This window comes from Lentibacillus songyuanensis (assembly GCF_039548255.1).
GTDB lineage: Bacteria > Bacillota > Bacilli > Bacillales > Amphibacillaceae > Lentibacillus_C > Lentibacillus_C songyuanensis.
Genome location: NZ_JBCLVH010000005.1, coordinates 193,958 through 214,342, shown reverse-complemented (window position 1 = coordinate 214,342; position 20,385 = coordinate 193,958). Strand labels below are relative to the sequence as shown.

At 37.8% G+C, this 20,385-nt stretch carries 20 protein-coding genes and 1 pseudogene; 13 read left to right on the top strand and 8 right to left on the bottom strand.

What is annotated here, in order from left to right; translation table 11 throughout:
• The first annotated feature begins 310 nt into the window (after positions 1-310).
• Together WMZ97_RS07710 and WMZ97_RS07705 are read left to right on the top strand one after the other, a co-directional pair.
• Positions 311-493 carry a hypothetical protein gene (locus WMZ97_RS07710; protein ID WP_343271517.1) on the top strand — a complete coding sequence of 61 codons (183 nt, stop codon included), beginning with the start codon at positions 311-313 and terminating at the stop codon, positions 491-493.
• Positions 441-1,028 (top strand): annotated as a pseudogene (locus WMZ97_RS07705) (transposase); the annotation flags it as partial. The gene WMZ97_RS07710 and the pseudogene WMZ97_RS07705, both read left to right, overlap by 53 nt.
• A gap of 62 nt (positions 1,029-1,090) precedes the next feature.
• On the opposite strand, the gene WMZ97_RS07700 reads toward WMZ97_RS07705, so the two are convergent.
• The 4 genes from WMZ97_RS07700 to WMZ97_RS07685 are packed head-to-tail and all read right to left on the bottom strand — an operon-like array spanning position 1,091 to position 5,512.
• Positions 1,091-2,149 carry a C45 family peptidase gene (locus tag WMZ97_RS07700; RefSeq protein WP_343271508.1) on the bottom strand — a complete coding sequence of 353 codons (1,059 nt, stop codon included), beginning with the start codon at positions 2,147-2,149 and terminating at the stop codon, positions 1,091-1,093.
• Positions 2,146-3,768 carry an amidohydrolase gene (locus WMZ97_RS07695; RefSeq protein WP_343271507.1) on the bottom strand — a complete coding sequence of 541 codons (1,623 nt, stop codon included), beginning with the start codon at positions 3,766-3,768 and terminating at the stop codon, positions 2,146-2,148. Before WMZ97_RS07695 ends, WMZ97_RS07700 begins: the two co-directional genes overlap by 4 nt.
• Before the next feature lie 20 nt (positions 3,769-3,788).
• Positions 3,789-5,294 (bottom strand): sodium:solute symporter family protein, encoded by a 1,506-nt coding sequence (locus WMZ97_RS07690; RefSeq protein ID WP_343271506.1) that lies wholly within the window; start codon positions 5,292-5,294, stop codon positions 3,789-3,791.
• Entirely contained in the window at positions 5,294-5,512 is a 219-nt protein-coding gene (locus WMZ97_RS07685) for a hypothetical protein (protein ID WP_343271505.1), read from the bottom strand. The genes WMZ97_RS07690 and WMZ97_RS07685 overlap by 1 nt, the downstream gene beginning before the upstream one ends.
• Before the next feature lie 589 nt (positions 5,513-6,101).
• Between WMZ97_RS07685 and WMZ97_RS07680 the strand changes: the two genes are divergently transcribed.
• Both WMZ97_RS07680 and WMZ97_RS21885 read left to right on the top strand, forming a co-directional pair.
• On the top strand, positions 6,102-7,067 hold the full coding sequence (locus tag WMZ97_RS07680; protein WP_343271504.1) for a PucR family transcriptional regulator: 966 nt from the start codon (positions 6,102-6,104) through the stop codon (positions 7,065-7,067).
• Positions 7,061-7,189, top strand: a complete 129-nt coding sequence (locus WMZ97_RS21885) for a hypothetical protein (RefSeq protein WP_405027664.1) — start codon at positions 7,061-7,063, stop codon at positions 7,187-7,189. Before WMZ97_RS07680 ends, WMZ97_RS21885 begins: the two co-directional genes overlap by 7 nt.
• Before the next feature lie 568 nt (positions 7,190-7,757).
• On the opposite strand, the gene WMZ97_RS07675 is transcribed toward WMZ97_RS21885, so the two are convergent.
• The 4 genes from WMZ97_RS07675 to WMZ97_RS07660 form a co-directional block, all read right to left on the bottom strand.
• Entirely contained in the window at positions 7,758-9,050 is a 1,293-nt protein-coding gene (locus tag WMZ97_RS07675; protein WP_343271503.1) for a 2-hydroxycarboxylate transporter family protein, read from the bottom strand.
• 245 nt (positions 9,051-9,295) lie between these two features.
• Positions 9,296-10,483, bottom strand: a complete 1,188-nt coding sequence (locus WMZ97_RS07670) for a CaiB/BaiF CoA transferase family protein (RefSeq protein ID WP_343271502.1) — start codon at positions 10,481-10,483, stop codon at positions 9,296-9,298.
• Positions 10,484-10,545: 62 nt separating this feature from the next.
• A complete protein-coding gene (locus tag WMZ97_RS07665) occupies positions 10,546-11,406 on the bottom strand; it encodes an HpcH/HpaI aldolase/citrate lyase family protein (protein ID WP_343271501.1) in 861 nt (286 codons plus the stop codon).
• Positions 11,407-11,608: 202 nt separating this feature from the next.
• Positions 11,609-12,241, bottom strand: coding sequence for a GntR family transcriptional regulator (locus WMZ97_RS07660; protein ID WP_343271500.1), 633 nt, complete (start codon positions 12,239-12,241; stop codon positions 11,609-11,611).
• Positions 12,242-12,579: 338 nt separating this feature from the next.
• Here WMZ97_RS07660 and WMZ97_RS07655 point away from each other — a divergent pair, with 338 nt between their 5' ends.
• The 9 genes from WMZ97_RS07655 (at position 12,580) to WMZ97_RS07615 (ending at position 20,335) form a co-directional block, all read left to right on the top strand.
• The gene (locus WMZ97_RS07655; protein WP_343271499.1) at positions 12,580-13,911 is read left to right on the top strand and encodes a four-carbon acid sugar kinase family protein; all 1,332 of its coding nucleotides are present in this window, start codon (positions 12,580-12,582) and stop codon (positions 13,909-13,911) included.
• Positions 13,912-13,932: 21 nt separating this feature from the next.
• Positions 13,933-14,553 carry a GntR family transcriptional regulator gene (locus WMZ97_RS07650; RefSeq protein WP_343271498.1) on the top strand — a complete coding sequence of 207 codons (621 nt, stop codon included), beginning with the start codon at positions 13,933-13,935 and terminating at the stop codon, positions 14,551-14,553.
• A gap of 26 nt (positions 14,554-14,579) precedes the next feature.
• Positions 14,580-15,608, top strand: a complete 1,029-nt coding sequence (locus tag WMZ97_RS07645) for a zinc-dependent alcohol dehydrogenase (RefSeq protein ID WP_343271497.1) — start codon at positions 14,580-14,582, stop codon at positions 15,606-15,608.
• Positions 15,609-15,620: 12 nt separating this feature from the next.
• Entirely contained in the window at positions 15,621-16,616 is a 996-nt protein-coding gene (locus tag WMZ97_RS07640) for a TRAP transporter substrate-binding protein (RefSeq protein ID WP_343271496.1), read from the top strand.
• A 12-nt stretch (positions 16,617-16,628) separates the two neighbouring features.
• The gene (locus WMZ97_RS07635; RefSeq protein ID WP_343271495.1) at positions 16,629-17,129 is read left to right on the top strand and encodes a TRAP transporter small permease; all 501 of its coding nucleotides are present in this window, start codon (positions 16,629-16,631) and stop codon (positions 17,127-17,129) included.
• On the top strand, positions 17,126-18,400 hold the full coding sequence (locus WMZ97_RS07630; RefSeq protein ID WP_343271494.1) for a TRAP transporter large permease: 1,275 nt from the start codon (positions 17,126-17,128) through the stop codon (positions 18,398-18,400). The genes WMZ97_RS07635 and WMZ97_RS07630 overlap by 4 nt, the downstream gene beginning before the upstream one ends.
• Before the next feature lie 14 nt (positions 18,401-18,414).
• The gene (locus WMZ97_RS07625; protein ID WP_343271493.1) at positions 18,415-19,068 is read left to right on the top strand and encodes a class II aldolase/adducin family protein; all 654 of its coding nucleotides are present in this window, start codon (positions 18,415-18,417) and stop codon (positions 19,066-19,068) included.
• 399 nt (positions 19,069-19,467) lie between these two features.
• Positions 19,468-19,614, top strand: coding sequence for a hypothetical protein (locus WMZ97_RS07620; RefSeq protein ID WP_343271492.1), 147 nt, complete (start codon positions 19,468-19,470; stop codon positions 19,612-19,614).
• Positions 19,615-19,699: 85 nt separating this feature from the next.
• The gene (locus WMZ97_RS07615; RefSeq protein ID WP_343271491.1) at positions 19,700-20,335 is read left to right on the top strand and encodes a YcxB family protein; all 636 of its coding nucleotides are present in this window, start codon (positions 19,700-19,702) and stop codon (positions 20,333-20,335) included.
• Positions 20,336-20,385: the final 50 nt, after the last annotated feature.

Genomic DNA, 20,385 nt, shown 5'->3' with positions numbered 1-20,385 from the left:
TTACATGAATAATTAGGGGTGGCAAGTGGCATACAATTTTAAATGCCATTTCATACATTTTTTACTTGCCAAATACACAATAACTTCTGTTACCTTCTGGCGAGAGTTGCCTGTACTTACTGAAATGCCTCTAAGGCTAATACCTTCATCGTCCATTCCAGTATCTTTCGATAGTGAATCATTAAAAAATACCTCCTATAATTATGTCACACCAAAGGCATGCTCATTAATTATATAGAAGGTAATTGCGTAAGTGGTACATTTATTTGTCACTTTGTGGTACATTTCTTGGCATTCGGTGGTAAATAAGATGTCACTAGTGGTACATTTTGTTGGCTGTAATCAGCTTGTAAAGGATTGCACCCGCGCGACGAGCCACGATAATTATTTGGGTACACTGGAAATGACCACTACACAAGGTGGCATGTTTGGAACAGTAGTTCGATGGAAAGATTGGTTTCTTCTCCACACTGAAACAGTATTTAAAACTTAAAGATGATAGACGTTACTATGTTCACGCCAATGAACAGTTACACCGTCAAAAAATTCATCAAATCATTGCTGGATATGCTGAGGATGATACAGCTGATTAATTAACGAATGATCCCGTTTTTACGCAGGTTGCAGGAACAGATACCTTAGCTTCCCAACCAAGTTTATCCTGGCTTTTCCCAAGATTTGATGATGAGTCAATGAAACAATTAAATCAGGCAAATCAGGAGCTTTTAGATAAGGTGCATAATATAGAAACGCCAAGTCGATCATTCTCGATCTGGATTCCACCCATGCAGATACATATGGCAATCAGGAGGATGCAACGTTCAACACGCATTATGGAACCATCGGATTTCATCCTTTGATTGCCTTCGATGGTATCACAGGCGACTTTTGAAAGCTAAGCTACGCCTAGGAATTGTCTATACTTCCAATGGTGTGGTGGATTTCATATAGCTGTTATCAACCATTGCAACGAGAAGGTTCCCGAAACCATCCCTTTTCTGCGCGGTGACAGTGGTTTAGCTGTGCCGGTACGAACTTAGGCTTCCTTCATCTTTTTTTGTATAGAGGTATGAATAATTCAGATATAACTTTATTTAGATAAATGTTCACATGGTTTTCCTTTTAACCATGTAAGAACATTATCTGTTAGGTTCATAGCTATACTAAAAACAGTTTCCATTTCTGTTAGTTTAAACTCAGTCTCCTCCAAAAAGTGCCGGCATATGGAAGTAGGAAAATCCTTGTGATTGGATAACAATTCGAATACTTCCTCCTCCTTGATGTCCTTTTCATCTAATAATTGTATCATTTCATCCATCGTCGTAAGGCGCTGATAGGAATTAGAGGCTATTTCTTCTTGAATGATGCCCCTCATTTCAGCTGAACAGAGGTGATTAGTATGGACGAGAGTACCGTTTGCTGATAAAATTTTTGCAGTATGAATAGGAGATACTTCCATACTTGCCAACTCTCCTGTTTTTGAAGCAATTAAAAAATGAGCAGGGGATGCCATTTGATCCCCGCCTACCCTAGAGATAGCTTCTTCGAATGTTTCTGATTCAAGAATTGCTCTTAGTCCCAAATGAATAGGAACTTTAGGTTCCCATGTATTTGTTACTAAGGCATTAAGACATACACCTATACCTGCATTGTTGGAGCCTATTTTTCCGATAATGCCAGCTTCTGTTATCATTTGTAAAGTTGGCAGTTCTTTTTGCTCGATTTTTAAATGAACTAATGAATCAATTTGTGTACCCTTCCAATCCCAATTTTGTGCTAGCCAAGTTTTGTTGGTTTTTGGTTTGGTAAGTGCAAAAGAAGTGCAGCCATCAGGTGCATCTATTAAGGCGATTTCGCTTCTAGTATTAAGTGTTAGTATATCCTCAAAAGTTACAGAAGCACCGTCAGCTATTCCTTCCATTTCTTTTATATAATTTTCATTATATTTTTCTATTGCTGGAACATGTAATAGTGCTTTTTTGCTCGCATCCTTCCAGCTTATTCCTAATGTTTCTTTAAACATTTTTTCGTACGTTTGCAAGCTTTGACATACTTTCTTTTTTGTGGTTTTTCCATGTTTATATCCAATTTCATAGGGTGACCCTGACAATGTAACAATCTTATTCTCATTTGAAAGAAATCCACTCATACTTGGATACCTTCTTTAGATTTTTGATAAACTAATTCTCCGTCAATCATTGTCCACTCCACAAGAACCTCAGGTAAATCATCAAGATCTGTTCTAGTGATGGAACGATCAAGCAGGACTAAGTCTGCAAGTTTTCCTGGTTCAATGCTTCCTTTTATATTTTCTTCAAAGGAGGCATAGGCCCCATGTAAAGTATACATACGAATGGCTTGAAGTAAAGATACTGTTTTATCTTCACCGATTACTTGTTCAGAACTAGATCTTCGTGTAATTGCAGCATGAATTCCGCGCATTGGATTAAAATCTGTTACAGGACAATCTGATCCGATAGCTGCAGGTATATCGGCTCTTTCATATGCTCCCATTGGGTACATCGTCTTTGCTCGTTCTCCATAGTTTTTAACATATCCGTCTCCATACTCGTAAAGAAAGGCGGGATTTGGAATTGGAACAACGTTTTGCTCTTTCATTCTATCCATTAGATCAGGTGTAGCAATTCCCGCATGTTCAATTCGATGTCTCGTATTTTCTCTTGTATGAAGTCGATTTGCTTTTTCGATCGTATTTAATAGCATATCGATTGCAGCATCCCCTTGGGCATGCGCAGTGATTTGCCAACCTTTTTCATGTGCAGGGATAAATAGTTCGTCTACTTCTTCCTGGGAAAAATAGTGAATTCCATAGTTTTCTTGATCACTTGTATAAGGCTCGCGAGTCCAAATCGTTGGGCCACTACTGCTTCCATCAAGGAAGAGTTTAACAGGTCCAATTCTAAACTTATCATCACCTAAGCCTGTAAAAACACCCGCATGAGTCATATGCTTCACAACATTTTGTGCATCATTTAAGGCACCGACCATGGCATAGACTCTTTGTTTAATCAGACCTTTCTTTGAATCAGTTTGCAAACAACGTAGATTTTCCAGTCCGTATCCTGTTGCGTCATGAAGGGAGGTAATTCCTTTTTCCGCAAAATGCTCGGAAGCGATTTTATGTGCGTCAGATAATTCCTCTTCTGAGAAGGATGCAATTGCGAACATTTTCATATGGGCATTTTCAAGCAATAATCCAGTTAATTCACCTTTCGTATTCCTATCAATTTTTCCACCATCAGGATCTGGAGTGTACCTGTCAATATTGGCAGTTTCTAATGCATGGCTATTCACCACCGAAATATGACCACATGTCCTTGAAATAATGATAGGATGCTCAGTTGTAATGGCATTTAGTTCTTCTTTTGTTGGGAACCGTTTATCCTTGATGCTATTTTCATTGTATCCCCATGCCCGAATCCATTGTCCTTTCGGTGTCTGATTAGCCCGTTTCTTAATTTTCTGGAGAAGATCATCAATTGACAGGATGTCCTTATCCTTGCAGGAAATGGAGACGCAATTGGTTCCATACATGGAAATATGCAAGTGGGAGTCGATAAATCCTGGTACCAGTGTTTTTCCTTTTAAATCAATAACTTCGGTGTTTTTATCTTTCAAATCTAATATTTCTTCGGTTGAGCCAATAGCTGTAATCTTATTTCCTTTCACAGCCACGGCTTCAGCAATCTCATCCTTATCGTTTACGGTAATAATTTCTCCATCAATAAAAAGATATTGTTTTTCCATTTGATTTTCCTCCTAATTAATTATTTTGTTTCTACTTGTAATAAAGCATTCGATTCATCTTCATATAGGTCTTGCACCATGTCTGGAAAGAAACGTTCAATCGTTTCTTTAGAAGCAGGTTGTGTCATAAGTGAAACGATCGCAAATATTACGGCATTAGCGATTAATCCCCATATACCAGCATGTATATCAAGCGGATGTGGGATGACGAAGGAGAAGATAACGGTTACAATAAAACCAACGAATAATCCCCAGAATGCACCGTGTTTCGTTGCTCTTGGCCATAAGAAAATCCCAATGATAGATGGAAATGCCTGAGCAATAAATCCATAACCTATTAATAAAATATAAACCAGACTTGCTGGTTCTAAAATTGAAATAGGTGCGATAATAAATGCCATGATTGGGAAAATCAATCGTCTTGTCCATTTCCCTGCTTTTTCATCACTCCATTTGAAAAGTGGTTGCAAAATATCTTTACTATAAGTTAATGCTGTTGCATGTATACAAGGTTCACTAGAAGACATGGCAGCTGCGAGTGTCCCAGCACCGAGTAATCCAGCAACTATAACGGGCATGGTATCAATAGCTAATTTAATAGCAACTTGATCGGCATTTCCGATATTTGGATACATGAATATACCGATAAACCCAACGATAATCATGGGTATAAGTACAAGATAGAATGTTGGTAATAGTGTTGCAGATCTTCTGATAGATTGCTTAGAATTTGATCCCATCCATTGAATCCAGTGTGTTTGCCAAATGGAGAAGAAGGATATTAATATGGAAGTTGTCCAAAATGTAGCGTTCATATCTCCTAATGCTCCAGGAAGTGTAAGAAATTCAGGAACATCTTCTTTTACTCGTTCAAAAATTGGCGCGACGGAAAAGCCTCCAGTAAAGTGTTTGGTTGCCCATAGTCCAACGAAGAAAGATACAAACATCATTAGAGCACCTTGGAAGGCATTAGTTACACCAATAGCTTTTAGGCCACTTTTATATAGATAAATAGAGATGGCGCCTAAAGATAAGAATACACCAACCCAAGTAGGGATTAAGCCATAACTCATTACGTTTAGGATATAAGCCGCACCAGTTGTTTGAATAACAGCATAGGCCAATATACCAATGGAGGTGACAATGGAAGCTAAACCACCCAATGCTTTACTTTCATAACGATCAGAAATAGCAGCAGACTGGGTTACGTGATTATATTTTTTACCAAGTTCCCAAACTTTTGGACCGAAGTACCATGCAAGAAACGCCATATAGGTTAAATAAACAACAACATATAATGCGGGTACCCCTTTAGAATAAGCCCATCCCGGTGATCCCATAAATGTATAAGCGCTTACTCCTCCAGCCCCAATTAACAGGTACATCATAATTGGCCCAAAACTTCTGCTGCCAACTCCCCACTCTTCCACACTATCCATATTTTTTCCTTTTCCTGCAAAAAAGCCAAGTATTACAGCAATAAATATATATGAGACCGTTATCATTAGTGGTATATATTCATACATCAGTCAACTCCTCCTATTTTATTAATTAAGACCATTGAAAATGTCGCTAAAATAACAAGAACAATAGACCATATCATTAATAGAGGTAATCCAAATATAATCACTTCAGTGTTAAACAAATGAATAATTGGCCAACTTCCTAATAAAATTATAAAAGCGATTAGTGCCAAACTGAACCACCCTTTTAAAGTTTTTGGGTGTTTAAATGTCGCTTTCATTAGAACCCTCCTTATTTAAAATCTTGATAAGTAACTTAATTTTCTTTTCCTAAAGTTGTACTGATTAATGGAGCATTTTAATTATAAACTTGATGAGGTAATAAAACATTTAACCAATTATAAATTTTTTGTATATTTTGTTTTACAATTTGTCTAATGTTATTAGGGGTGGTAAATTGTTGGCGGTCACAAACCATGACGGATGAATAGCCAGCGGCATTGACATGTCTCGTGATATATAGAATAGCCAACCTCATTGCGCTTGGTTAATGAAAATGCCAATTTTACTGTCATAATATTTTGTGCTCAGTATGGGTGTCTAGTGTAGTAAATAGAGAAAAAAGACCACGTAGTATAATGGAAGCACCTATCACAGAACTTCTTATTATTAATCCCTAATCATAAGGAGACGAAAACAATGGTTATTCATTATTGAATCATATTCAAGGTGAAAATGGAATGGGCGGAATTCATTCGAGAAACAGGAACGGATCATATGATAGTGGCAATTGGTGCTGAGGATTATGGGGTCAGGCCCAATGTCATAAACCTTAAGTGTAAAATGTGTAAATTTATAAGTGTTATAAAATTGTCTGAAAGTATTATCCATTCACTAAAAAAGATCATTGACAGCCCGGTTTTGCTTTATGATGATAGCGAAAATGTAGCGTTCCCTTCCCAAAAAGACGTGGCGATTCAGCTGGACGACAGCGTTCGTACAGAAAGGATAAACGAATATTTAATCGCATACGAATCGGCAAATGCCTATACGATGATGATTAAGTTGGACGATTTGAAAAAGATGTACCTATTTGTATCGACAGAAAACCATCAGCTTACAAACAATGAAAAGATTTCTATCCATATTGCGGCTTCTTTTATTAAATTGAACTACATTAAAAATCTGATGAATAAGGAAAAAAGGCAACAACGCTATTTACAGATCATTGACGAGCTGTTGCATCATACAGATTTATCTTTCCACGAAAGAGAAAGTATGCTGGAGTTCCTTTCCATGTCTCCAGAAAAGAGTTTTTTAGTCGTTATTGCGGAGAATAGTAGCTTCGATTCAAAAGTGATGACAAATTTCGATGATCGGTTGACATTGCATTTGTATAGGAAGGTAAAGTTAGTCAAATTCTGGATAAACGAAAATCAACTTGCACTCATTTTAGCAGGCTGCGATCAGTACATCGTACAGTATATACGCAATATCCTTAACTCACTGTTTACCCATAGCTTTGGCATATGCGCAGGGATATCCGAATTAGTTAATCCCACGTTGGATTTTCCAAAGGCATATACGCAAGCAAAAGATGCCTTAGAGATAGGGAAACGTCAATATGCGAAGCAAGAAAAACATATTTTTTCCTATGGGGACCTTGGTATTTATCGAACCTTGTTCAACCTCCAAAGAAAGGTATCATTAGATAGATATATTAATCCAAAGTTAATGAAGCTGATCGAATCAGATTATCCGAATAAGGAACTGTTGGCTTCTCTAACAGCTTTCCTGGATAACAAACAAAATTATAAAACACGGCCGACATGCTAGGCATCCACTGGAAAATAGTAAAAAATCGCATGTTGAAAATGGAGGAATTCACTGCAATTAGCTTGGATGATTCTGAAGAAGCGCTTGATGTACATGTTTCATTAAAGATACTTAGGTTTTAAAATACTAAGGTTGGTTTTAAGTGGTAGGTATTACATTCCGGGGAAATTTGGCTTCGAAGGATTGAATATTATTTGAAAAATATGCAAAGTCAGTGACATCAGTGAGAGTAGCCTTTCATAAAAGGATGAATACCAGATGTATTCTTTGTTATCACAAAGAGATACGTGGACAAATTTTATTCAGTGAAATAGAGAAAAAAGCATTATTTGAACCAATTAAGCCAGGGGATGTACCTGCGACCTGTGCATCGATTGAGTTGTGCAGGAGGGTGTTGGATGTAGGTCAGAAACTTTGGGAGGTTTGCGGATTGGTATATGGGGTTTGAGATAAAATAGGCATATAGGTCTCTTCCATGTAAATTGATTTCAGCCAACTACGCAAAATAATATACAGCATGGTAAGCGTAAAATAATCACCAACTGTAACATTACAAATGGAGATTATTTTACGCTTACCCAGCCTTCCATAAGATAGCCATTAAACCATTGTTTTTATTGGAAAGTTTTTAGATGTAACGTCAAATATTTACTATACGTATTTCAAATGTACCCTAACAATTGATACCGCTTACAATAAAAGCGGAGCTAAAAATGACATAATGATTAATATTAGAGCTCCACCTAAACGTGAGGACATTTGAGCAAATGCCATAAGATTCATTCTTTCACTCGCCCCTAATACGGCAACGTCTCCGGAGCCACCTAAATCCGCCATGCATAATCCGGCAGTAATAGATGATTCCACATAATACATGCTTGCTAGCAAACCAAAGATACCTGCACCAAGCGATGCTAAAGCTACTGTAACAATAACGATAATAACATACGATGGATCGGACAAGGCACCAATAAGTTCCTCAATTTTAATTAATGCAATACTTACTGCAACAAGTATTGCTGGGATCATTGTTTTGGTTATAAAACCATTCCATTCTACTGCAGCTTTCTCAGCCGATGAGGGTAACACGTTAAGAATTTTCAATAAAGCTGCTGTAATAATCATCCAAGCATATGGATGGATACTGGGTGTCAATAGACCAATAATATTTCCGAAAATGTAGATAGATCCAGATAAGACTAGACCAACTCCTAGATTTAAAAAAGTTGCTGAATTTACTTCTTTCTCTTCTGCTAATTCAACATTTTTTGACCTGAGCATTTCCCCATTGCCTGAGAACCCTTTAAATAAATCTTTATTTTTCTTTCCAAGTCCACTTAGTATTGCTGCGATAAATATGCAAATTATATTACCAACCATAACAGCTGGAACGATTAGTGATATTGCCTCAGATGAATCTACCTCCATATTTGAGGCGTAAATTTCTGACATAGGGATTGCGCCAGCTGAAATACCCCCGCCCATAATAGGAGCAATGATATACAAAATTGCTTCTTTGAAACCATACCCTAAAAGATTTGCTATTAGCCCTCCAATAATGAAGGCAAAAATGAGACCTCCCAACACAGGGATTATAAACCGTGATCCTGCTTTAATTAAAAATGTTCTATCCATACTCAATAGACTACCAACAATAAAAGCCGGTACTAGAAAGTTTATAAAACCCTGATCACCAAAGAAATTTTCAACTAGATCAACGCCATTTTTCGGAAAAATGTTATAGTATATTAAAATTGGCGGTACAAGTACACAAAGTATTGCTGAACCACCGAAAGTTCTGAGTCCTGGGATATTGTCTCCGATCCATGCCAAAAGCCCACCAAAGACCATTGTAATCACAAATCCAACAAGCATATCATGTGGAAGAACATCAAGATAGAGGCCAAGAAATAACACAACAAATACCATAGCAAAGACAGAAGGACGCATACCTACAATTAATTGTTTATTGCTTGTTCCCATTTTTAATACCCCCAGTTTAAAATATTGATAGAACTCACATTAAGCAACACGTTGAGTTTACTAATGCAGATAATTTAGTTGAAAGTACTACAAAAGATTAAGTTTTAAGTTTTTGTTGGAATAGATCGGGTTAAAGTGTATATGGATTTAAGGATGGTCTCTACAGTGATGAATGTAATTACCCGATCTGTTAGTGAAGTAGGAGTAGATGTAGTTATTGATTCGTACTTGGATATGCTCGATTATTAGGCGTTATCTCTGCTTCGAATAAACTTTTTAATAACTTCGCTTGAATAGCCTAGTTCCTTTAGTATCTCTTCATTGCATTCTCCCATTTCCTTTCCCGCAAAATGAATTTTCCCGGGATTGTTTGAAAGCCGCGGAACGATATTCTGCATTTTTACTGTTGTCAATTCCGGATCTTCAATTTCTTTTATCATTTCACGTTCAATAAAATGAGGATCAGTGAATATATCGCTTATATCATATATCGGTCCTATTGCTGCCTGTTCCTTTTTGAATATATCGATAACGTCATCGCGGTCCCGTTCGATTATCCAACTGCCTATAATGTTATCTAACGCATCAACGTTTTTAAGCCTTACATCATTCGTGACAAATCTCGGATCGGTAATTAGATCCTCTCTGCCAATAGCTTTGAAAATGCGATTTGTAATAGTTTGGGCGCTACCTGATATGCAAACATACTTATTATCACGTGTTTTATATAGATTTCGCGGTGCTGAAAATGGAACACGATTTCCTACTCTTTTAGGAATCTTTCCGATAGCATCGTAATCAGTCGTTTGGCTGCCTAAAGCTGCAAACATAGACTCTATAATAGAAATATCGATGACTTGCCCTCCATTTTTATTTACATCCCTGTCATATAAAGCCATCATAACGGCATACGTACCATTTAGGGATGCTATAGTATCACCAAGACCAAAAGGGGGAAGTGTCGGTGGTCCATCTGGAAAACCTGTCATTTGTGCAAATCCACTCATAGCTTCTGCGACCGTTCCGAATCCTGGCCTGTTAGCATATGGTCCGTATTGCCCATATGCGGTTACTCGAACCATAATTAAATTTGGATTAATTTCACGTAATTTTTTGGATCCAATTCCCCATTTTTCCAAAGTTCCTGGACGAAAATTTTCTATTAGGATATCACTTTCTTTAACAAGTTTAATAAATACTTCTTGATCAAATCCTCCCTTTAGATTAAGAGAAATCGGTCTTTTATTACGTGATAACCACTTCCACATCAAAGGGATTCCGTTTTTCTTCATGCTAAGAGAACGTGATGAATCTCCTTTCTGGGGGTGTTCTATCTTGATTACATCTGCACCGAAGTCTCCTAAATTCGTTGCTATTAAGGGAGCCGCCATTATTGTTGAGGCATCAATTACCTTTATATTAGATAAAATCATTATTTTTCCTCCTTAGATAATATTGTCAGGATAGAAACTGTTTCCAAGTAATTGCGGCCATCTTATTTGTTTTTAGCCAGGGACAATATTTTTCTCGCATTGTATACTACAGGGTAATCAACAAATTGATCCCCCACTCGTATAGAAGAGGAGCCATTTTTTTCAGCTTCTTCAAAAGCCTCAATAATTTCTTCAGCCTTTTTAATTTCGTCTTCACCCGGATTGATAATTGTTTTTACAATTTCAATTTGTTGAGGATGAATCAATAATTTTCCTTGAAAACCTAATTTCTTGGCAGCCTCTGTTTCTTCCTTTAAGCCTTCTTGGTCTCCAAGGTCAACATAAACCGTATCAATTGGTGGATCTAATTTGGCCGTTCTAGATTCTATTACAATTTTACTTTTGGTATATAATAATTCATTGCTTGACTTATTCCATTCTATCCCTAAATCATTTGTAAAATCTCCTGCTCCAAAAGCAATCCGATTCACCCTTTTTTTATTCTTCAAAATGGATTTTAAATTTGACACCCCTTTGGCGGTTTCAATTATAGGTATAACGTCAATCGATTGATAAGGGAGATTGAGCTCCTTCTCTAATGAAGAAATTATCCAATCTGCAATGGTTAAATCTTCAGCAGTTTCTACCTTAGGAAGTATAATTCCGTCTAAATTTGGAATAACTACTGCATTTATATCTCCAAAAAAATAGGGAGTTGAAATCGGATTTACCCGAACATAGGCTTTAGGAGTTCGTGGAAGTTGTAAAGCCTTAACGACAGATGGCCTGGATTTTTCCTTTTCTTCAATGGCACATGCATCTTCTAAGTCGATAATGATAGCATCTACTTCAAGATTTAAAGCCTTTTGAACCTTTCTTGGGTGATTAGCAGGGGCAAATAATAATGTTTGCAATAATGTCATTGCCTTTTCCTCCTTTTTGTTTTTCAATAGTTAATACTAAGGGATTAGAAGCATTTTTTTACCGTTCAACTTTTGAAATGAATCACCCCTTTCATAATTTTAATCCCACTCTTAACGGGCGGTAAGATTCTCACTTCAAGATTTTGAGATGAATCAAAAAAGATAGGTAGGAGATGTAGGAACAATATCTTAGGGGATATTCCTATAGTATGGATTTAACAATATGCAATCCTCCTCGTTGAATGTGCATTCTCATGGCATTTTCTGCGCCTGATGCATCTTTATTTATCATCCTTTCCAAAATATACTCATGATCAGAAAGTGATAATTCACCTTCTTCATTAAGTGTCTCTGGAGATGTATAAGGAACAATACCAGTCCATAGACTATCTATTAAATACTTGAGACGGTTATATCCAGATAGATTAATAATATACAAATGAAAATTCCGAGAGATTGAAATAAATTGTTCTATGTTGTTCGTTTTTAGTGCTTCCTCAGATTCGCTTAAGATTCCATTTAGATCGTCTATTGCCTTTTTAGTTAATAATACTGTTGCTTGAGTACACGCAATCCCTTCTAATATGGATCGTAAGTAATAAGTTTCCTGTATATCTTTTTTTGAAATTTCCTTGACTGTCGCTCCTTTATAGGGTTCAAGGTGAATAAATCCTTGGGCGTCTAAGTTTTTCAGTCCCTCTTTAACCGGAATGCGGCTTACGCCTAATCTATGGCTGATTTCTTCTTGTACTAAACGCTGGCCAGGTTTTAAATTACCCTTGATAATATCCTTTTTTAATTCCATTGCTACTTTTTCTGCTTGTGTTAGTTTCATAAAATAACGACTCCTTTGGATTGATTGTATGCAATTAAGGTATAAATATAACTTTTTCGTGAAATTGTATAACAATATATACGCGTGAGGAAAAAATGTAAACTGATGCAAAATGTGTTGTTGTAGGGATGGGGGGGAGTATGTGATTTGTGTATTTAGGCCGCCAACAAAGGCGAAAAAATATGATAATTAGGTGAGGGTTGCAATATAAGATTAACCTTCTAAATCACAAAAAACAGAAAATGTGCATTGATCTATGAAAGCGTTTGTGTTATTCTACAGATAGATACAACATAGATCTAAGTTAGATTTATTTGTGTGAAATGGAGTGACAAACAATGAATGAGCGCTTTTTACTCGCTTTTTATGGAGATGATTTTACCGGTTCTACCGATGCGATGGAGGCTTTGGATCGCTTTGGATTACAAACCATCTTATTTTTGGAACCACCGAGTGAAGAAATGTTGAATCGGTTTCAAAACGTCCAATGTATTGGAGTAGCTGGTACAGCACGAGCAAAGAATAAAAATGGAATGCGGGAGGAGCTTGTTCCGGTTTTTGAGAAGTTTAAAGAAATTAATCCCTATTTCGTACATTACAAAGTGTGTTCCACCTTTGACTCTTCACCGGAAATAGGAAGCATTGGATATGCCAGCGATTTAGCTAGAAACTATTTTAAAGATGGCACATACCCACTCTTGGTTGCTGCTCCTGATCTAGGTAGATATACAGTATTCGGAAATCACTTTGCTAATTTTCATGGCGAGGTTTACCGGCTCGATAAGCATCCTGTAATGTCAAAGCATCCGGTGACACCGATGGATGAGGCGGATTTGGGCAGTCATTTACAAAAGCAGACGGATCAATCTATCGGCTATCTTTCTATCCTTGATTTAGAGTCAGATTTAGACTATACAGATTTTGCTTCAGACGCGAAAGATATTACGGTGTTTGATGCGTCAGAAGAGAAGCATTTGGAACGCTTTGCTCAGTGGAATTGGGAACATAAAAGCGATTCATCCCGCTTCCTGGTTGGATCTTCAGGGATCGAATATGCCTTTGGTACCAAGTGGTTGAAAGAAGGAATAAGTCAGCGTAAGGAAAAGGCTCATCAACCAAAGGAAGTAGATCGAATGCTTGTTGTCTCTGGAAGCGTTTCGGATGTTACGAAACGTCAATTAGATGAAGCTGAACAAGCAGGCTTCTTTATGGAGCAGTTACCTTATGAATTGTTAATAGAGGATGCGATTCCTGAGACTTACCTGGAAAGAATAATAGAATTGCTTGAATCAGAAAAGAAAGTGGTTCTTTATACTGCAAGAGGGACAGAAGATCCTGTAATTAAGGCTACGAAAGATCTGCTAACCAAAAAAATTGGAGAGAAAGATATGGGAACACATATCGGACAACAATTAGGAAGATGGACAAAATATATCTTGGAAAATACGTCATTACAACGAGTGGTTATATCAGGCGGAGATACTTCGGGATTCGTAACTTCACAGCTGGGGATTTATGGTTTGGAAGTTCTGAAATCTGTGGCACCTGGTGCACCATTATGTCTGGCACATGCAGAGGATAAGCGGTTTGATAAGATGGAAATTGCATTAAAAGGTGGCCAATTAGGCGGAGAGAACTTTTTTGAAAATGTTTTTAATGTCGGTCGGTAACCAACGAAGAGGAGGAGAACATTGCTGCTAAAGGATATCGCCTATGAAAAGATTAAAGATAAAATACTGGAAGAACAATATTATCCGGGGATGTTTTTATCAGAACGAACGTTAATCAATGAGTTAGAGATGAGTAAAACACCAATCAAAAATGCACTTGTTCGTCTGGAAGCAGAAGGATTTGTCACTGTTTCTTCCAAACAAGGAATTATTATTAATGACTTATCGATTGAACGAATAAATGATATTTATAATCTTCGGATTGCATTGGAAACGTTTAATTGTGAAGATATATATCCTCGAATTAATAAAGAAGATCTTGAGGAACTATACAGAAATCTGGAAGATACAAGGATTGCATCGGAGAACTTGGATGTGAAGGGATTTGCAGCTTCGGATCATGAATTTCATTTAACGATTAGCGAAATAGCTGGAAATAGTGAAATCACCCGCATTCTGCTTAACTATCAGGATCATTTACGTAGAATTACCCTACGACATTTAAGTAAAGAGCCTGGTAGAGTTCAAAAATTTTATCAAGATCATGTGGAAATTTACGAAGCTTTAAAGAATCATCAGGCTGAAACAACCACACTTATGAAAAAACATCTTCAAGAATCAAAGGCTATGTTATTTAAGTAATTTATTGATAAGGGGTAGTGAACATAATGAGAGCAGTATTTGTAGAAGACGCAGAAACAGTTAAAGTGAAAGAAATTGACCGGCCAACCATTAAGGAAAATGAAGTTCTAATCAAAGTAGTGGTTGCGGGGATCTGCGGGTCGGATATCCACACCTATAAAGGATTACATCCGTTTCGAAAACCCCCTGTTGTCATTGGCCACGAGGTTGCGGGTGAAGTGGTAGAGGTAGGACAAAATGTAACCAATGTTCAACTAGGGGATCGAGTTACGGTTGAACCGCAAATCGGGACAGGTGAAAGTGAGGGTGTCATGACAGGAAATATTAATTACTCCGATGTACGCTTGGCGCCAGGTATGGGGAATTGGCTTGGTACCATGGCTGATTACTTTGTTTGTCCAGAATCGCAAGTAATCCAACTTCCCGAATCGGTAAGTTATGAACGGGGAGTGCTTGTTGAACCATTGGCGGTAGGTGTTCATGCTGCTTTTAAGGGTGATATAAAAGCAGGTGAAAGGGTCGCCATTCTAGGTGCAGGTCCTATTGGTTTGTTAACGCTTGCTGCTGTACGTGATCGTGGGGTGGAGGAAACGCTTATCACAGATATTTTGGATTATTCGTTACAAGCGGCCAGTGAATTGGGAGCGAGCAAAACGATGAATACCAAAGATAAAGAAAACTGGACGGAAATCGCTAAGAAAGAAATGGGCGGCTCCTTTGACAAAGTACTCATTACAGCTGGTGTGCCTGGTATCGTAAACGATGCAATGAACCTGCTAAGAAAAGGCGGACGTATCGTAACAGTGGCGATGTTCCAGAATCAGCAGACAATAGATATCGAGCAATTACAACAAAATGAAAAAGAACTAGTAGGTTGTATGACATATAATCGACCAGATACGCAAGAAGCATTAGCTATTATTGATCGGGACGAAATACCGGTTGAAAAAGTAATATCACACCAACTTGATAGAGAACAGGCAGCAGAAGGATTTCGAATGGTAGATAAAAAGGAAGATCAGTCGATTAAAGTACTTGTAAGATTCGATTCCTAGGGGAGGGGTTTCATGACTACGTTAAAAAAAGTGACTTTATTGATAATCGGATTGATTGTTTGTATCGCTTTAGCAGGTTGTTCAACGAGCGCCGGTTCAAAAGACGTTACGACGTTAAGACTTGGTCACATCCAAAGTGAAGATCATGCCTGGCATCAAGGTGCAAAAAAGTTTGCTGAATTAGTGGAAGAAAAAACGAACGGATCGGTTAAAGTCGAACTATATCCTAGTTCGACTTTGGGATCCGATCGGGATCTTGTAGAAGGAATGCAGATCGGTTCGGTTGATTTCGCACTTGTTGCCGGTGTCATGTCGAATTTTTACAAGCCATATTCTATTTTAGAATTACCATATTTATTTGAAGATCAGGACCATCTAGAGGAATTTTTATATGGAGAAGGCGGAAAGAAACTGCAGCAAGATATGTTGGAGGAAACTGGCGTAAGAGGCTTAGAATTTTGGGTTCGGCCACCTAGAGAACTAACAAGCAATAAGTTAGTAGAAAAGCCAACCGATTTAAAAGGGATCAAAATTCGTGTTCCGAATATTGAAGCATCTGTAAAAGGTTGGGATGCCATGGGAGCTAATCCGACACCGATGAACTTTAGTGAAGTGTATTCTTCCTTGCAAACGGGTGTAATCGATGCACAGGAAAATCCAATTCCGTTTATAGCTAGTGCTAAAATTCAAGAGGTACAGGATTATTTAGTTAAAACGGATCATGTATATGGGTATGTTCAATTATTAATGAGTGATAAGACGTATGAAAAATTAAGTGAATCTGAACAAAAGGCGGTAGAAGAGGCTGCATTAGAAGCTCGTAACTATCAAAATAAAATAGTAGCTGATCAAGAGGAAGCATCACTTAAAATGATCACTGACGCTGGAGTGAAGGTTATTGAGATAGACAAGGAACCATTTCAGGAACTTGTCCAGCCGGTAAATGAAAAGTTAGCGGACAAATATGGACGTGAACTTTACGATGAAATCGTTCACATGAGGAAATAAGGGGGGAGTGGAATGCAAGCTTATGTTCATTTTATGGATAAGGTCAATCAAATTTTAAAATATATTGTTTCATTGGTGTTTATCATTCTATCGATACTTGTCGTTCTACAGGTTATTACAAGGTTTATTGTGGATTATCCATTAAGTTGGTCAGAAGAAATATCACGGTATTTAATGGTTTATATTGTGTTTTTTGGATCCGCGTTAGCGATAAGAACCCATCAGCATATTGCTATTGACTTTCTTCCGGAGATGTTAAGTGGCAAAAATAAAAGGAAGTTAACTATAATAACACTATGGATTTGTATTGTGTTTTTTGCACTTCTAAGTTATTACGGTTCTATTCTTACGATAACGGTGATTGGACAAGCAACTCCAACACTTCAATTTTCCATGTCATTTGCTTATGCGGCTATTCCAATTGGCTCTACTTTAATGTTGCTGAATGCGCTTGCGGTGCTAGTGGAAATGAGATTGACCCGTACGAATCACCAAGGAGGTGCTGCTCAATGATTGCCGTTTTATTTATTTCATTGGTTGTGTTATTCCTGATCGGTGTTCCAGTGGCAATTGCCTTAGGACTTTCATCGAGCTTAGCATTATTGGTAGCTGGTGATACGCCACTTCTTGTATTAGCCCAACGTGCATTTGTGTCCTTGGATTCATTTCCGTTAATGGCGATACCATTGTTTATGCTGGCCGGCGTTATCATGGAATATGGGGGTATATCACAGCGATTGATTAATCTGGCCAATGCGATAACTGGCCATGTTTCTGGCGGACTTGCAATTGTTACAGTCATTACTACCATGTTCTTTGCGGCAATTTCGGGATCTAGTGTAGCGGCAACCGCGGCTTTGGGGTCTATTTTGATACCTGCAATGGTAAAACGTGGTTACCACAGTGAATTTGCTGGAAGTGTTCAAGCGGTTTCCGGTACTTTGGGAATTATTATCCCGCCAAGTATTCCGCTAATCTTATTTGGGGTAGCTGCAGGTACTTCAATTGGAGATCTTTTTCTTGCGGGAATGATCCCAGGTATTGTGATTGGTCTAGGGCTAATCATCACAGTTATCATCCTTTCCAAAAAGAGAAATTATCTGAAGGAACAAAAGAAAACTGGTGCAGAAATAGGAAAAGCTTTTATTGATGCCATACCGGCACTGATTATGCCTGTGATTATCTTAGGCGGTATTTATAGCGGGGTTTTCACCGCGACAGAAGCAGCAGGCGTTGCTGTAGCCTATGCATTCTTGGTTAGTATTTTGTTCTATAAAGCTATTAATTGGAAGAACATTTGGGAGCTGTTGACACAGGCTACGATAACTACTTCGACGATTATGTTCATTATAGCTAGTGCTGGATTATTTAGTTGGATATTAACGTTACAGAATGTTCCCCAACGGGTTGCAAATGCGTTTACATCCTTTTCGGATAACCCAACGATCTTTCTGGTTTGCATTGTGATTCTGTTATTATTGGTAGGAATGTTTATGGAGACAAATGCTTCCATTATTATTCTTGCACCAATTTTAGCTCCAGTGGCAATGGAAATAGGAATAAACCCTGTTCATTTTGGTATTGTTATGATTGTTACCTTGGCAATTGGAATGGTAACACCACCATTAGGTCTAAACTTATTTGTTGCCGGTAAGATAGGTAATGTACGGCTAGATCAGCTGACGAAAGGGATGATCCCGTTCTATATTGCCGTATTAATTACGTTATTAATCATTGTATTTATTCCATCTGTATCGATTGGGATACTAGATTTATTTGATTAAGGGGAGTGAAGATCATGGCAAGGTTAGAAGTGATAAAAAAGTTACAACAAACCGGATTATTCATGATGGACAATAATCTAGCATGGGGTACTGCTGGAAATATTAGTGCTCGTTTGCAGGATGATCAATTTTATGTATCTGCAAGCGGAACCTATCTAGGGGAAATGGAAATCGATGATTTTTCTTTATGTTTCAAGGAAGGACTTATGGAAGGAAGAAAACCTTCAAAAGAGTATATTATGCATCAGGGGATTTATGAAGAACGTCCAGAAATAAACGCTATTCTTCATGCATCACCTTTTTATAGTACGCTTATAGCATGTTCTGACATTCAACTACCTTCCAATTACTTTGTAGAGGCCATGTACTATTTGGAAAGAATAGAGAGAATCCCGTATTATCATCCTGGTAGTCAAGAACTTGCCCAAGCAGTGAAGGAAAAGGCTAAAAAAACAAATGTTATGCTGTTAGAAAATCATGGTGTTATTGTTTACGATAAAAGTCTAAAAGAAGCACGAATGGCATTACAAACACTGGAATATACTGCTAGAATGCATGTGAATGCTCTACAGAAGGATATTGGTATGCAGGGGTTAAGTAGAGAGCAGGAACTAGATTTTCTTGAAAACGCTGGGTACAAGCCAGTGAGAGATTGGCCAAAAGGATAAATCTTAATTTGTGCGGATAATAATGAATGCAGGCTTATAAACTTGAAGACAGGTAAGTTGCAATTAAAAATTATACTAAAGACAAACATCATGACAACTAATCACAAGCGCCCCAGTGATGCCTTCAAAGGCACCTTACTGGGGCTCTATTAGATATTGTGTCTCAATATTATTGAAGTCGTTTCGCATTACCTTTGTTTGCTTACTGATTTTTTTAGAAGCAATTCTTATGTTAAGGGTGACAAGTTGCTTCTTGTGTTATGTCGTATTTTGTCGAAAGATGACCGAATGGCAACATGTAAAAGTATGATAAAATAAAGAAGCAACTGTGTATTGTAAGGGTGGTTGGTTGTCACTCTTCTTTCCTGATCGTTATGGAACGGAAAGGAGGTGATAATCATGGAGACATTTCTTGATTTTCTTAGAGAAGTTATAAAAGGAATGGTTCGCGCAATTAGCGCGCATTTCTTTAAGAAAGCTTTTCTTGAACAAGAGAAAACCACCCTGCTCCGTCGAAAGAAAAAGGGTGGTTCTCAAAAGAAATAAATTTTGACAACCACCACCCGGACGGTAGCAGTTGCAGAGAGAGAAGTGTTGATTGCGCTTCTCTCTTTAACTATATCCATTATATATGAAATTATTCCAAATTTCCAGCGGTGGGTTTTGCAACGCACAATTTTACGATTTTTGGGGGGGCAGACCCCACTACATTAGGATTACCAATGTTTGGCGAAAGGGAGTTTTACAAATCACCATACAATTTCATCTTGATTTTGACGATCTAGCTGCATTTCAACAGAATGTCATCAAGCATTCCTATACGCATCGAATTAAAAAACAATATTTCAAGTGGATCAGCTCCATCGCACTTTTATTGGCAGCCCTGTTTCTGTTAGATACCTCTTTCATAACTGTTGTTGCCAGTCTAATTGTAGTAATCATTTACTATAAGGTTTTCCCATCTTTATACAATAATATCGCGTTTTTCAAGCTAAGTAAGCAGATGCAAAAGAAGGATTATTCACACGTGCTGGGTGCTTGTAAAATGACTGTTTCGGATAATGGCATTGATCGGGTGCTGGCGGATGTAACCACCCATTTCGATTGGGAAGGGTTTGAAAAATTAAGGGAAGATCCGCACCATTTTTTCCTGTATGTAAACGATTTGCAAGGATTAATAATACCTAAGAAACCGGACAGCATGCATGAAGAGGAAACAACTGCTTTTCACGAACTCATTCGGCGGCATGCGGATTCTTTTTCCTGATGTGAAGTTCGGGTGCCACTTCTCGGATTATGTTTTGTCGGAAAGCGGCT